A 13591-nucleotide genomic window follows, 5' to 3' on the forward strand; every position below is an offset into this window, starting at 1 on the left:
ATGTAGCCTCTCCCAATGCCTGCGAGGTGAGCTGTCGGATTCGGATGGGAGGCACCCGGCCGCACTCTGGGCCCGCGTGGCGGGCCGTGCGGCTTCACCCCAAGACTGGCATGATCAGCTGGTCAAAAAGTGGTTTCCCCGTCTCTGCCGGATGTTGGTGCGAGTTATCCCCGGGCCGCGGCAGAGTTAGGCAATCGGCTGGGGAGCGCCCGTATCGGAGACAACAGGCACCTAACAACGGTAACGGGATGATCACAAAATGTCACATTGAGGTAACGGGTCGGGGTGTGCCGAGGGGCTTTTTCCCGTGGGATCGGTGGGCCCAGGCATAGGATGATGCCATCAGCGATCCCCGAAGCGGAGGCCCGAAATGAACAGCCGCTGTGTCGCCATCTGCCAGCTGAGTAGCCAGCCTCAGGAGGATTTTGACGTCAACACGGAGCTGCTGATTCTCGAAGGCAACGAAGTCCACATCTCGACGTGGGACGCCGAGCCCCGCGACGGCGGTTTTGACGTCCATGTCCTGAACGACCGCGTCGATGCCCTTGGCTTCATGGTGGTTACCGACTGGCAATTCCTGGACGGCAAGGCCTACGCCGTGGTGGAGCGACGGACGGACCACGGAGCCGGGCCCTCCCTCACGTCCCGGTAGCTGTGAATTCCAGCTCGGGCCGGTTTTTCGCCACGTCTTCGAGCACGACGCCGACAGCCTCCCTGAGCAGCCCGCCGTCGGCGGCTTGATCGTCATGCTCCCGCGGCCGGGACAGCGCCAGGTTGGCGTGCCGGACGAATCTACCCCAGTCTCCCCCACCGGCCCGGAGCTCGCGGAGCGGTGACAGCAGGGCCGCGCGCCGCAACCAGACGTCCTGCTCCCGGGTCCAGCGGTCCAGCACGCTGTCAGCCCGGACCCTGCCGACGGTGTCCAGACCCGCGATCAGCGGACCGACGACGTCGATGGCCAGCGGATCAGCCAGTTCGCGAAGTTGCGCAGTCCGCAGGAAGCCTTCGATCCGGGTCAGGTCCGCGTTGTCCAGCACACGGATTTTGGACTGCAGGAGCACCACTGCCGCGAGGCGGCGCTCGAAGACCGGCACCGACCACAGCTCGGAGCTCAACGCGGTGACGTCGTCATGATTTAACCCGCGGTGGCGGACCAGCGCGTCGCGGATAGTCCCCCGCACCGCGCCGACCGACGTCCCGTAGAAGCGCAGATCGCCGACGCGCGGATCGCCACCCAACCGGGCCCGAAATTCGTCCGCCCGCGGCCAGGACCCTTCCCGCTGCAGCGCGAGATCGATAAATTCGCCGGCATCTCTCATCTGACCATTGTTTCGCATTGTTGTGGGCGGCATTCCCCTTGCGCAGAAGGCGTGCCCCCTGGTGTCCAACCCGGCGCCAATTAATGTCACAGGTCGCTTTAATGTCACAGGTCGCTGGGAGACTGGATTTATGGACGGCAATCGGGAGCCCGAAATGGGTCCGGCAGAACGCGGCGGAGCTGGAGGCGGAGCGACGGTCCGGGATGTTGTCCGGCTGCTCGCCACCGTTTGCTGTGCCCCGTCCGACTTCGACGGCGGGGCCGGGCTGATCGACCAGGTCCGGGACCTCGAGGACCTGAAGTCCGCCGCGACCGCGCTGCAGGCCCGGTCCACGGCCGCCTTCGACACCGCCCAGCGTCGTGGACAGGCCGCCGCCGGGATGCCCGCGGCCGAGTGCGGGACCGGGGTCGCCGCGCAGATCGCCCTGGCCCGGCGCGAATCCCCGGCCCGCGGCGGACGGCTCCTGGGCCTGGCGAAGGCGCTGGTCACCGAAATGCCCCACACCCTCACCGCACTGGACACCGGCCAGCTCAACGAATGGCGTGCCACCCTGCTCGTGCGCGAAACGGCCTGCCTGACCGCGGCGGACCGGTCCGCCGTGGATGCCGAACTCGCCGCCGACACCGGCACGTTCACCGGCGCGGGCGACCGTGCCCTGGTCGCCGCGGCCCGCGCCGCCGCGTACCGGCGGGACCCCCGCACCGTCACCGAACGGGCCAGCCACGCAGGGACCGACCGGCACGTCAGCCTCCGGCCCGCCCCCGACACCATGACCTACCTCACCGCCCTGCTCCCCGTCGCACAAGGCGTCGCCGCCTACGCCGCCCTCACCCGGCACGCCGACACCGCCCGCGCCGCCGGCGACCCACGAGGCCGCGGCCAGCTCATGGCCGACACCCTGATCGAACGGCTCACCGGCACCCCGCACGGGATCGCCGGGATCGAAATCCAGCTCGTCATGACCGACCGGACCCTGCTCCAGGGCGACAGTGAACCCGCCCGGCTCCCCGGCTACGGCACCGTCCCCGCCGGCTGGGCCCGCCAACTCCTCAAAGGAGGCGAGAACCAGGCAGCCGAGAACCCCCTGTCCGTCTGGGTCCGGCGGCTCTACACCGCCCCCGGCACCGGGGACCTCACCGCGATGGACTCCCGCGCCCGGCTCTTCCCCGCCGGGCTCCGCCGCTTCCTGCAGGCCCGCGACGACACCTGCCGCACCCCCTACTGCGACGCCCCCATCCGCCACCACGACCACATCATCCCCTGGCACCACGGCGGACCCACCACCCACACCAACGGCGCCGGACTCTGCGAAGCCTGCAACCACACCAAAGAAACCCCCGGCTGGACCGCCACCCCACGCCCCGGACCGGCCGGCACCCAAAAATACAGACACACCATCGAACTCACCACCCCCACCGGCCACACCTACCACTCCACCGCCCCACCACTACCCGGCACGTCATTCGATGACACCCCGGGCCGGGACGCCCTGACCCCGGACGCCCGCCACCACCGACGGATACAGCGACACCACGCCAAAACGCTCAAACGGGTGCGCGCCCACCAACCACTGGCGGCCTGATAATGGACCGCCCCGCCGGGCAGCAACCTCCCTGCCTCGTTAGTGCCTCGATTTGCGGTAAGAAATCTGAGTTATTGCTCTCCGATGAGCTGTCCGTTGCGACAGGCTACAAATTCATCCGGCCACTCCTGCGGCCGGTCCCCTAGGCCAATCAGGCCCAACACCGGGCTCCGTTTCACAGTCAAACGAGCCGTCCAATCCGCCTCCGCTGCGGCCCCGGCTACCGGCCGATTCCGCGATCGGCCATTTGGTGACAAGGTCACGGTCCGGTAACGTTGGCGGCTGGCCTTCATGGTCAGGCCCGAATGCAGGGCCCCGGATGCCCGCCAGCCGGGCACCGATGCGCCGGTTGGCGCCTGCTTGCTCCCGCCCAGTGCAGGGGGCCGAACGAAGCTTCGAGCACTCGTCAACGCCTCAGTGAAGGCCGTCGTGTGCGTCAGTCCTAAGCCCGGAGGGGTCTCTTGTTCAAGAAAATATCCATCACGCTCACTATGGGCGCGCTCGCCCTGACCGGGTGCAGCATCGCTCCCGCAACGGACGGTTCGGCAGGCCCGCCAGTCACGGGCAAGGCATCGGCGCCAGCCTCCGCGGCACCGGCAAAATCGGCCACCTCAGCCGCCAAACCTGCAACCACCACTCCGGCTCCGTCTCCGACGCAGACCGCTCCGGCCACCGACGCCGCCGTCGCACCCAACGCGGACGCTGAAGCAGCGGCAGCCGCTTCCGACGCAGCCCCTGCTGCAGTGGCCCCTGCCGCGGCCGCACCCGCCGCGGCACCGGCGGTAGCCCCCGCCGCAGCAGCACCGGCAGCGGCCCCGACGGCCAGCGGCGCAGAAGCAGCCACCAACTTCGGTTGGGGTCCGGTCCTGGCCGGAGACGAGTTCTCCAACACCGGCGCACCGGACGCCACCAAGTGGAGCGTCTTCAAGGGCGCAGGCCATCACAACAAGGGCGTACGGAGCCCCGCGGCGTGGTCCGTCGCCAATGGCGTGGCCACGGTCAGCGGCGACGCCGCCGGCACCACCGGCGGTATGTCCGCGAAGTTCGCGCAGCAGAAGTACGGCCGCTGGGAGTCGCGCATGAAGACCAGCGACCGGGACTCGGAATACCACCCGGTCATGATCCTCTGGCCGAACAACAACGAGTCCCCCAACTGTGCCGAAATCGACTACGCCGAGGGCAGCACAGAGACCAAGATGATGAAGTTCTTCCTGCATTACTCCTGCGGTGGGTCGGATTTCCAGACCACGGCAGCAAAGCCGATTGATGCTACCCAGTGGCACAACTACGCCGTGGAGTGGACCCCCGCCGGCATCACCGGCTTCATCGATGGCGTGCAGACCTTCAAAGACACGAATCCTGCGCACCAGCCCACAGTGGGCATGCACCAGACCCTGCAGCTCGACTGGTTCCCCGACGGCACCGCCACGAAGCCGTCCCAGATGCAGGTCGACTGGGTCCGCGTCTACAAGTAGACCCAGCTTCGCCCGCGCGAATTCCGGCTGCCCGCCCCGTAAGTCCACCTTCCGGAGTGGGCAGCCGTTCTCCTTTAGCCCCCGACTGAAGTAGTTGTGGCGTTCTGCACCTTCGGCCGCCGTTATAGGCAGGAAGGGGTGCTTTTGTGGTCCGTCCGTCCCTACAATTAACTGTCGGTTTCTGCGGCGCTCACGTTGCGGGGCCGCGAACTAAGGAGGACATCATGGGTTGGGGCGACAAGATCCACAACACTGCCGGGAAACTCCATGGCAAGGGCAAGGAGGCGGCCGGCGCAGCAACCGGGAATGACAAGCTCAAGGCCGAAGGCAAGGCCCACCACTTCCGGGCCGATCTGAAGCAGGCCGGCGAAAAGATCAAGGACACGTTCAAGAGGCACTGATCCCCGGAACGGTATCTGAATCCCGAACCAGAAAAGGGTGCAGCCCGGATGGACTGCACCCTCCGCTGTGCCACGGCGGACAGCGGAGTTCAGTCCGCGGCCGGCGGTGCAGGCCGCGCCGCCCGCTCGCGCAGGCCCGTCGTGCTCCCTCGAGGACCCCTGGCCGTAGTTCGCGCCGGCAACCACAATGTGGCCCGAAGTCTCCCGGGTCTCCGCGGCCCGGGCCGGATGGGTTTCGTCTATCTGGGCAAACGTGAATTCGGCAAGCTTCGGGATGTTGCTGCGACCGGCGCCTCAATGCGGCTCCTCCAGCATCGAGGTGTTCACGCTCGAGACCTCGGGTAAGTCGAGCTTGGGATACTCAAGACCGTAGAGGCCCGTCAGCTCCCGGGGGGCGGTGATCGTTCCGGTCAGGGCGGCCGCCGCCGCCGTCTCGGGAGAACAAAGGTAGACCGGGTCTTCCTTGGTGCCGGAACGCCCCGGAAAATTGCGTGGCATGGTGCGCAGGCTGTTGCTCCCATGCGCCGGGGCCTGCCCCATCCCGATGCAGCCAATGCACCCGGTCTGATGCAACGGGGCGCCCGCACGGATCAGGTCGTAGGTGGCACCCATTTTCGTCAGGTCCTGCAGGATCTGACGGGAACTGGGATTGACGTCGAAAGACAGCGACGGCGGAGCCTGCCGCCCCTTGACGATTGCGGCCACAATCGCGAAGTCCCGCAGCCCGGGATTCGCGGATGACCCGACCACCATCTGGGCCACCGGCCTCCCTGTGACCTCCCCAGTTCGGCGCCCATATTGGCGGTCACGTGCCGGTCCGTCGCGGTCAGCGTTGCCAGGCCCGGGCCGTAGTACTTAAGGATCCGGTTCGCGCCGCCGTGGACGCCGTACCGGCGCAGCATTTCAAGAATGACGTCTTTCGCGCTGGTCCACGGCGGCAGACTACCGGTGAGCCGCACACCCCAGATCTCCGGCATTTTGAGGTACAGCGGCTCACCCGAAATGGCCATGGCAACCTCCGTGCCGCCGACGCCGATCGCGGGCATCCCGAGCGAACCGGCTGCCGGGGTGTGGCTGTCCGAGCCGACCAGGGTCTTGCCCGGGACGCCGAACCGCTCCATGTGGGTTGGATGGGACGCCCCGTTGCCGGCCTTCGAGAACCACAGGCCGAACCGGCGGCAGGCTGACCGGAGGAATTCCTGCTGTCGGCCTGCAGGAGGTTGTGGTCCACGTATTGCACGGGCAGCTCCGTCCGTGCCCAGTCGGGCCCCAGCGCTTCCAGCTCCAGCATGACCATGGTTCCTGTCGCGTCCTGGGTCAGGGTCTGATCGATGAGCAGGCCAATCTCGGACCCGGGAGTCAGCTCCCCGGTCACCAGATGGGATGCGATGAGCTTCTGGGCCACGCTGTTAGCCACGGTGAGTTTTCCTACTCGATTTCAGTGCCGCAGAAGTCGGCAACCACCGCGCCAGGGCACTCCGGTCATTCAAAAATAGCCCGCTCCGGGGACCCGGAACAGGGGCGGAAATGAGCCTGAACTTGACGCCGAATCTCGCTGACGGCAGGCCTGCGCCACCCGTGCAGGACTCAAGAAAATGCCAAGGACGCGGGAGCAGAGTGGTCATATGAAATCACTACTAAACGACGAGGTTGTCGCGGTACGTGGCGTCCTGACCGACACACATCCGGTCGATTTCTACGCTCTTGGTGTTGCCGGCGCAATTGACCGAATCGCTCTTCCGCTGCGGGAACGCGGCACCGCGGTGCACCTCGAGACGCCGCACCACGGGATGGAAGTGGACCGGCAGTCGGCACTCCTTCTGTACCGGGCGGCCCAGGAGCTCCTCAGCAATATCTACAAATTCACTGATGCTACGGCGGTGACTGTCCGGCTGGGCTGCGTCAATCATGCCGTGCAGCTCAAAGTGACCGACGACGGCGGCGGGTTCGACGTGCAGGAAGTCACCAGCGGCAAGCACGCCGGCTGGGGGCTCCGACTCATGCACCTCGCTGTGGGCCTTGCGGGCGGCGGTATGACTATCCGTTCATCCGCGGAGTCCGGAACCTGTGTGACCGTAACGCTGCCGCTCGACTAGGGATCCGTCCCTGGCGTGGTCCGGCCCGCGGCCTGGGTGAGACAGTCAGTTCCAGGCGTGAATTCGTCGTTCCCGGTACCGCGTCCCAGATCACGCGCATCTACCTCACCCATGTCCACGGCGACCACTGCTTCGGGCTGCCAGAGTTTCGCCTTCGTGCTGGACACCGCACCCTGTCCCGGCGCAGAGGAACTCGCAGACGGGGTGGACCTGCTGGTCGCCGAGTCCACGTTCAGCAACGACGACGCAGGGCAGGCGGCGCAGTACCGCCACTTCACGGCCGGCCAGGCCGGCGCCCTGGCGTCCACGGCCCGCTTCGGAACCATCGTCCTCACGCACTTCTCGTCACGATACGTCGACGTCGGACCGCTCGCCCAACAAGCGGGGGCCAGCGCAGGTGACGGCCGGACCCAGTTCCGCCCCTAATAGATGAAGATGTCGATCCAGGCGCGGTTGTGGGCGTGGATCAGCACCAGGAAGAGCACAAAGTCGAAGAGCAGGTGGACGCAGACGATGTAGGGCAAGGATTTGGTCCGGGTGAAAATGAGCGCCTGGACGAGGGCAAAGGGAACGATAAACACCGGCGCCCAGGCGTGGAAACCGAGTTCCCACAGGAATGACGTGAACAGGACGGCCTGCAGCACGTTTGCTTGAGCCAGGGGTAAGTGCCGGCGCAGGAGCACAAAGATGGTGCAGATGAAAAACAGCTCATCCCAGATCCCCAGCACGTTGGTGCCGAGGAAGAGGCGGATGATTCCTTCTGGATCCGACACAGCGGGCCAGTTCCGGTAGACCCCGGTATTGATCATGTAGGCCGGCAGCAGCGCATAGCCCATGACAACGACGGCCGGCAGGTACCATTTCTCAGCCCGCGTCCACGTCTGCCCGGTTCGTACCGGAAACCTGACCGCATGGTCCTTGAAGACAAAGCGTGACACCGCATACGGAATTCCCACGGCCAGAATCATCGCCGATCCCATGACTGCCATATGTTCCGTGCTGATATCGGTGGTGATTGGAACAAGGCTGATCGTTACGAGGCCGGCCGTGATCAAGGCCAGGTCCCGCAGGAGCGCCCAGCCGATAAACCCTGCCAGAAGGAGCGCCAAGGCCAGAAGCCCGTAGGCGGCCAAGTTTTGTTCGAGGACGAACAGGACAAAACCGGAGAAGGAGACCAGCGCCGAGGGAATCAGCGCCAGCGAAAGCCCGCGCCGTGTCCGGGACCGATCTGCCACTCCGGCAGAAATGTCGTAGCTCACGTAAGCACAATCCGCCCGCCCGTCGTTGTAGTCAATACTCGGGGCGGCGGAGCCGGCGCGACTAGACTTTTGGTATGTCCCTACCCGTCTGGCGAAGGGCGCTGCTGCTTGCAGCACTCCTTGCCGGACTCACAGCAACACCCTCCGCGGCGCAGGATGCAGCCCAGGAAACAGCGCCATGCGCGAAGCTGGCGGCCGGCGAAGTCAGGTTCCCCGCCGGTGACGCCACGCGGGTTGTCTTCGTCACCGCAACGGCCACCACACAAAACACCGTGCTGATCACCGGATGCCTCCGCAACCCTGACGGGTACTCCCAGGAGTGGCAGGCGACGGGCTTCATCGGCGAGAACAGCTTCGCTCCCGAAGGCACCCTGAGGGAAGGCCAATACCAGTCACCGACCGGCTCGTTTTCTGCCACCGAGGCCCTCGGCCTTGCCAATCCGGGGACCAGGCTGACGTATCACGTCGTGAATCCGAGGTCCCGGTGGGGCGGCCCGGGAAGCGCCTCCTACAACAGCTATTTGGAGGGCGGCTCATCCGCTGACGAGAACCTCTGGTATTGGGCGAACCAGGGCACCTACGCCCAGGCCACCGTCATCAATCACAACCGGCCGCCGGATTCCCCCGCCGTACCCGGAGCCGACTATGCGATCTTCTTCGGCGCAGGGAACAGGGTTTCCGCGGGTTGCGTCTCCACGACCCTGGAGATCGCCACGCTCGTCGTGCGGACGCTCGCCCCCGGAGATCGGTTCATCATGGGTGTGGTCAGTGACGTCTTCCAGCCTGACCGGGCCAGCACGGCTGCCGCTCCCCCGGCTTCGTCGGCTCCTCCGGCTCCTCCGGCTTCGTCGTCTGGACAGGAAGTTCGTTCCTCCGCACCACCGTCCCAGGCCCAGGGCGCCCCGGCATCAGACATGGGGGCTCCTGACTTCATCCCCCTGGGAGTGCTGCTGTTTGCCGCCGGTGGCACAGCGGTGTTCGTTTTCTTCGTACTGAGAACGAACCGCCACGGCAGGCACTCGTAGACGTTGCTGCCGGGTACCGTAGCAGGTCAGAACGGGTTCAGCAGCCGGTCCACGAACTGCCGGGTGCGTTCCTCCCGCGGGTCACGCAGCACGGTGTCAGGATGGCCGCGTTCGACGACGACCCCTCCGTCCATGAAGATGACTTCGTCGGCCACCTGGCGGGCGAATGCGAGTTCATGCGTGACAACCACCATGGTCCAGCCTTCGTCTGCCAGCTCCTTAATGACCGTGAGGACATCGCCCACCAGCTCCGGGTCCAAGGCCGACGTCGGCTCATCGAACAACAGGAGCTGCGGGCGCAGCGCCAGTGCGCGCACGATGCCGACCCGCTGCTGTTGGCCGCCCGAGAGCTCGAAGGGGTAGCTGTTCTCCTTATCGGCCAGGCCGACGCGGGCCAGCAGCTCCCTGGCCTCCGTGATTGCTTCGCCTTTGGGCCGCTTCTGCACCTGGACCGGGCCCTCGATGACATTCTCCAGCGCAGTCTTGTGCGGGAAGAGGTTGTAGTGCTGAAACACCATGGCGCTGCGGTCCCGCAAGGCGGAGAGCTGCTTCTTCGCCACTGGGTTGGAAAAGTCGACGGTGAGGTCGCCCGCGAACGCCACAACGCCGGCGTCGGGGACTTCGAGTCCGTTGAGGCACCGCAGGACCGTCGTCTTTCCGGAGCCCGACGGGCCGATCAGAGTGACGACTTCACCGCGGCGGACGTCCACGTCAATGGATTTCAGGACTTCATGCTTGCCAAACGCCTTGCGCAGTCCTCGAACTGTCAGCAATGTCGCTGCGTCCGGGCCGGTGGAGTCAGTGTGCGACATAGCGGTCCAATCTCTTCTCCAGGGCCGACTGTCCGCCGGCCAGGGCCAGGCAGATGATCCAGTAAATGACGGCGGCCTCCAGATACAGCAGCATGAACTCCTGGCTGAAGGCGGCAACCTGCTGCGCCTGGCGGAAGAGCTCCGTCACGAGGATCAGCGAAGCCAGCGACGTGTCCTTGACCAGGCTGATAAAGGTGTTTGACAGGGGCGGGACCGATACGCGTGCCGCCTGCGGCAGGATGATCCGCGCCAGTGACTGCCGGCGCGACATGCCGATGGTATGTCCGGCTTCCCACTGGCCCTTGGGCACAGACAAAATGGACGCCCGGATGACCTCTGCCGCGTATCCGCCCACATTCAGCGAGAACGCGATAATGGCGCTGGGCCATGGACTGATGGTGATTCCGATGGAAGGCAGCCCATAGAAAATGACGAACAACTGGACCAGGAGCGGCGTTCCGCGGATGACCGATATGTAGCCGCGGGCGACGGCGGCAAAGACGCGATTCCGGCTCAGCCGCATCAGGGCTATCAGCAGGGCGATCAGCAGGCCCAGGCCGAAGGACGCCAGCGCCAGTGGAATGGTGCCGGTAATTGCGCCAATCAGAATCGGCCCCAGCGACCCCCACACAAGATCCCAGTTGATATTCATGCGCTGACGCAGCGCTGTCCGGCGGCGGCCACCCGGCTACTTCGTGACGTCAGCGTCGAAGTACTTCTGCGAAATCTTGGTCAGTGTACCGTCGGTCTGCAGTTCTTCGAGGGCCTTGTCGACGGCCTCCATCAGGCTGGTTGACCCCTTGCGGAACGCGAAGGCGCTCAGCGACTTGTCCGTGGTCTCGGCGGCAATCTTGATGCTGCTGTCGTGCTCGGCCTTCTGGTGGTCCAGGTACGTCAGCTTGTCATTGATGGTGGCGTCGACGCGCCCCTGCTTGAGCAGGGTAAGCGACTGCGCCCATCCTTCCACGGCCTCCACGTTGGCCCCGCTTTGCTGGGCCAGCTTGTACCAGTTGCTCGTCAGCGACTGCGCTGTGGTCTTGCCCTTGAGGTCGTCGAACGAGCGGATGCTGTCGTTGTCGGCCTTGGTGACAATGACGCCCGTGCTTACGGTGTAGGGGGCGGAGAATTCGTATTTAGCTTTGCGTTCGTCCGTAATAGAAACCTGGTTGGCGACGACGTCGAACCTCTTGGCCTCAAGACCGGCAAAAATGGCGTCGAACTGCGTTTCCTGGAACGACGGCTTCACGCCCAGCTTTTCAGCGACGGCCGTGATGATTTCCACGTCAAAGCCGGTCAGATCCCCGGTGCCATCGGCATGGAATGAAAACGGTTTGTAGGTGCCCTCCGTGCCGATCTTGAGCGTGCCTGCGCTCTTCACGTCAGCCAGCGAGGTGTCGGCCCCTGCGGCCGGTGCCGAGGTCGCCGGGGTGGTTGCCCCGGACCCGCAGCCGGCCAGGGCCAGCGCTGCCGCTGCCAGAAGACCAATAGCGGAAAGTCGTGTGCGCTTCATCATTTCCTTAATCGTGGAGCCGGATAGGGCACGCCAGCGGTGTTGCTTGCCGGCCATCCGCTATCGACGATATCAAGTCCACTGCCGTGATTGAAGAAAGCGGCCGCGCTATGGTCCACCGGAAGACTTCCGGCGTATTCTAAACACACTTTTTCGAGCGTGATAGCTGGGATAGGAATGGTGCCCAAGAACCGAGTTGTGTCGCGTTTGGCTGCGGCCCTGTTGAGGGTCCTCGGATTCTTTACGGTGAGCGCGATTTGCGGCGTTCTGGCGGCCAGCCTCGTCGTGCCCGGTGTTGCCGCTGCCAGCGTGGCCTTCAACCGCTCGATCGTCTTCTTCAAAAACCTGCCGTCTGAGCTGACGGTGGATTCGCCGTCGCAGTCCACCACAGTGTTGAGCGCGGACGGCAAGACGATCGCCACGTTCTATGAGGAGAACCGTATGAGGGTGTCGTTGGACCAGATGTCCCCGTACGTCAAGGAGGCGATCGTCGCCATTGAGGACGCCCGCTTCTACGACCACGCAGGGGTGGACCCGCAGGGCATTCTCCGGGCGTTGTCGTTCAATCTGACCACCACCGGCGGCAGGGTGCTCGGCGCCTACAACACACAGCAGAAGAAGGCCGGTCTCGGCGCTACGGAGGACCTCCAGAACAACGATGCGGGCTACTACCGGCCCATGTCGGCCGACTACGGGCTCTACAACTCCATCAACACGGCGACCTTCGCTGAGGCTGCCCAGCTGGATTTCTGTGGCATCCAGAAAATCGTGGACGCCGTGGGGCTGCACAGCGGCCTGGACAACGCCCGGGTGAACATGCACCAACTGGGCAACCTGCTGGGTGCCATTGGCGTGGCGCCGCTCCACCTCGCCAATGCCTTTGCCACGTTCGCCAATGACGGCCGGTACTGCTCCCCGGTCGCCATCCTGGAGGTGACCGACGCGGCGGGACGGAAGCTTCCTGCCCAGACCAACGACTGCCGGGACGCCGTCAAACCCGAGGTTGCCCGCGGCGTGAACTCCGTCCTCCAGGACGTGCTGAAACGCGGGTCCGGCGTCTACATCGCCCCCAAGGTCCATACCCGGTTCCCGGTAGCCGCGAAAACCGGCACCTCCAACAACAACGGCGCCACCTGGGTGGCCGGCTACACCACCAGCATTGCCACCGCTTCGTTCTTTGGAGACGCCCTGGAAGGACAGAAACGGCCCGGCCAGAACATCTCCATCAACGGTAAGTTCTATAAGGCCATCGACGGGTACATGCTGGCCGGTCCGCAGTGGGCAAACTACATGATGCAGGTCGCCGGACTCTACCCCGCCTCCACCTTCCCCCCGCCGCCGGAGTCCATGACCTAGCAACCACCCGCCGACGCCGCGTTATCCTCACCCCAAAGATAGGCGGAGGTCGCGCGAAATCGACTCGAGCAGCAGGACGTTGAAGTCCACGCCAAGCTGATTGGGGACGGTCACGAGCACCGTGTCCGCTGCGGCCACGGCCTCGTCGCGGGAAAGCTCCTCGACGAGTCGCTCGGGCTCACCGATGTAGCTGTGCCCGAAGCGGGCCAGGCCGCCGTCGAGGTAGCCCACCTATTACTGCGCCTGTGGAGGCATGAACGACGGTGAACGTGTGTGTACGGGCGTGGGTATCCACTCCGACGACGAACTCGAATTCTTCGGCAATGATTGCCATGGTGCGTTCTCCTTCTACTGAACCGGACAGGTGGCAGGGCCTGCCTGGGTCGCATCGGAGACGCATCTGTAACGGGTCACACCCGAAGGTGGACAGTCTTCTGATCAGGTCATCCGTGCGGGCAGACCGATGCCCGGAGACGAGGGTGCGGACGCGTCATTTTCAGGGCACCGCTTGCGCGGGTCGGATATACCCTGAGTCACGCACGAGCTCTCCGGTATCAGCCTGCCAGCTGGCCCTTGGCCAGCCAGTACCCATTACAGAAGTTCCCGCTGGTCCTTGACCTTGCCGCTGACGGTGGTTGGGCCCCCGTTAGCAGTCCAGCGCTTATGCGATAGCTAATTGGTTTTCTTGCGTCCAGGTTTCCCAGTAGCGTTTCGGCGTCATGCCGTCCAGGGATCCGTGGGGCCGTTCATGATTGT

General features: G+C 65.0%; 15 protein-coding genes, 1 pseudogene and 1 riboswitch. Of the genes and pseudogenes, 8 read left to right on the top strand and 8 right to left on the bottom strand.

The features are described from left to right. Positions 1 to 2 precede the first annotated feature (2 nt). Positions 3 to 170, bottom strand: a riboswitch (cyclic di-AMP (ydaO/yuaA leader). A gap of 200 nt (positions 171 to 370) precedes the next feature. Next, a complete protein-coding gene (locus ABIB51_RS17810; protein ID WP_354190389.1) occupies positions 371 to 652 on the top strand; it encodes a hypothetical protein in 282 nt (93 codons plus the stop codon). Here ABIB51_RS17810 and ABIB51_RS17815 read toward each other — a convergent pair. Further along, positions 639 to 1319: a DNA alkylation repair protein gene (locus ABIB51_RS17815; protein ID WP_354190391.1), complete on the bottom strand. Its 681-nt coding sequence runs from the start codon at positions 1317 to 1319 to the stop codon at positions 639 to 641. The two genes, ABIB51_RS17810 and ABIB51_RS17815, sit on opposite strands and share 14 nt — an antisense overlap. 130 nt (positions 1320 to 1449) lie before the next feature. Between ABIB51_RS17815 and ABIB51_RS17820 the strand changes: the two genes are divergently transcribed. The 3 genes from ABIB51_RS17820 (at position 1450) to ABIB51_RS17830 (ending at position 4777) form a co-directional block, all read left to right on the top strand. Next, a complete protein-coding gene (locus tag ABIB51_RS17820) occupies positions 1450 to 2901 on the top strand; it encodes an HNH endonuclease (protein WP_354190393.1) in 1452 nt (483 codons plus the stop codon). Between the two features lie 461 nt (positions 2902 to 3362). Beyond that, positions 3363 to 4376 carry a glycoside hydrolase family 16 protein gene (locus ABIB51_RS17825; RefSeq protein WP_354190395.1) on the top strand — a complete coding sequence of 338 codons (1014 nt, stop codon included), beginning with the start codon at positions 3363 to 3365 and terminating at the stop codon, positions 4374 to 4376. Between the two features lie 224 nt (positions 4377 to 4600). Next, positions 4601 to 4777 (top strand): CsbD family protein, encoded by a 177-nt coding sequence (locus ABIB51_RS17830; protein ID WP_354190397.1) that lies wholly within the window; start codon positions 4601 to 4603, stop codon positions 4775 to 4777. Positions 4778 to 5071: 294 nt separating this feature from the next. Here the strand turns inward: ABIB51_RS17830 and ABIB51_RS17835 are convergent, their stop codons facing one another. Beyond that, positions 5072 to 5530, bottom strand: a complete 459-nt coding sequence (locus ABIB51_RS17835; RefSeq protein ID WP_354190421.1) for an aconitase family protein — start codon at positions 5528 to 5530, stop codon at positions 5072 to 5074. Between the two features lie 83 nt (positions 5531 to 5613). After that, a pseudogene (locus ABIB51_RS17840) lies at positions 5614 to 6162 on the bottom strand (aconitase family protein); the annotation flags it as partial. Positions 6163 to 6402: 240 nt separating this feature from the next. Here ABIB51_RS17840 and ABIB51_RS17845 point away from each other — a divergent pair. Both ABIB51_RS17845 and ABIB51_RS17855 read left to right on the top strand, forming a co-directional pair. After that, positions 6403 to 6873, top strand: a complete 471-nt coding sequence (locus ABIB51_RS17845) for a sensor histidine kinase (RefSeq protein WP_354190399.1) — start codon at positions 6403 to 6405, stop codon at positions 6871 to 6873. Between the two features lie 137 nt (positions 6874 to 7010). Continuing rightward, positions 7011 to 7274: a hypothetical protein gene (locus tag ABIB51_RS17855; RefSeq protein WP_502916169.1), complete on the top strand. Its 264-nt coding sequence runs from the start codon at positions 7011 to 7013 to the stop codon at positions 7272 to 7274. 21 nt (positions 7275 to 7295) lie between these two features. Here the strand turns inward: ABIB51_RS17855 and ABIB51_RS17860 are convergent, their stop codons facing one another. Next, the gene (locus ABIB51_RS17860) at positions 7296 to 8066 is read right to left on the bottom strand and encodes a CPBP family glutamic-type intramembrane protease (protein ID WP_354190423.1); all 771 of its coding nucleotides are present in this window, start codon (positions 8064 to 8066) and stop codon (positions 7296 to 7298) included. A gap of 140 nt (positions 8067 to 8206) precedes the next feature. Here ABIB51_RS17860 and ABIB51_RS17865 point away from each other — a divergent pair, with 140 nt between their 5' ends. Next, the gene (locus ABIB51_RS17865) at positions 8207 to 9157 is read left to right on the top strand and encodes a hypothetical protein (protein WP_354190403.1); all 951 of its coding nucleotides are present in this window, start codon (positions 8207 to 8209) and stop codon (positions 9155 to 9157) included. A gap of 26 nt (positions 9158 to 9183) precedes the next feature. Here the strand turns inward: ABIB51_RS17865 and ABIB51_RS17870 are convergent, their stop codons facing one another. The 3 genes from ABIB51_RS17870 to ABIB51_RS17880 are packed head-to-tail and all read right to left on the bottom strand — an operon-like array spanning position 9184 to position 11479. After that, positions 9184 to 9969 (bottom strand): amino acid ABC transporter ATP-binding protein, encoded by a 786-nt coding sequence (locus ABIB51_RS17870; protein ID WP_354190405.1) that lies wholly within the window; start codon positions 9967 to 9969, stop codon positions 9184 to 9186. Next, positions 9956 to 10621 carry an amino acid ABC transporter permease gene (locus ABIB51_RS17875; protein WP_354190407.1) on the bottom strand — a complete coding sequence of 222 codons (666 nt, stop codon included), beginning with the start codon at positions 10619 to 10621 and terminating at the stop codon, positions 9956 to 9958. The genes ABIB51_RS17870 and ABIB51_RS17875 overlap by 14 nt, the downstream gene beginning before the upstream one ends. 36 nt (positions 10622 to 10657) lie before the next feature. Beyond that, positions 10658 to 11479 (bottom strand): amino acid ABC transporter substrate-binding protein, encoded by an 822-nt coding sequence (locus ABIB51_RS17880; protein WP_354190425.1) that lies wholly within the window; start codon positions 11477 to 11479, stop codon positions 10658 to 10660. A 441-nt stretch (positions 11480 to 11920) separates the two neighbouring features. On the opposite strand from ABIB51_RS17880, the gene ABIB51_RS17885 reads away from it, so the two are divergent. Beyond that, the gene (locus tag ABIB51_RS17885) at positions 11921 to 12835 is read left to right on the top strand and encodes a penicillin-binding transpeptidase domain-containing protein (RefSeq protein WP_502916170.1); all 915 of its coding nucleotides are present in this window, start codon (positions 11921 to 11923) and stop codon (positions 12833 to 12835) included. A gap of 27 nt (positions 12836 to 12862) precedes the next feature. Here ABIB51_RS17885 and ABIB51_RS17890 read toward each other — a convergent pair whose 3' ends face one another. Further along, positions 12863 to 13066 carry a hypothetical protein gene (locus tag ABIB51_RS17890; protein WP_502916168.1) on the bottom strand — a complete coding sequence of 68 codons (204 nt, stop codon included), beginning with the start codon at positions 13064 to 13066 and terminating at the stop codon, positions 12863 to 12865. Positions 13067 to 13591: the final 525 nt, after the last annotated feature.

Source organism: Arthrobacter sp. UYCu712, assembly GCF_040547005.1.
GTDB lineage: Bacteria > Actinomycetota > Actinomycetes > Actinomycetales > Micrococcaceae > Arthrobacter.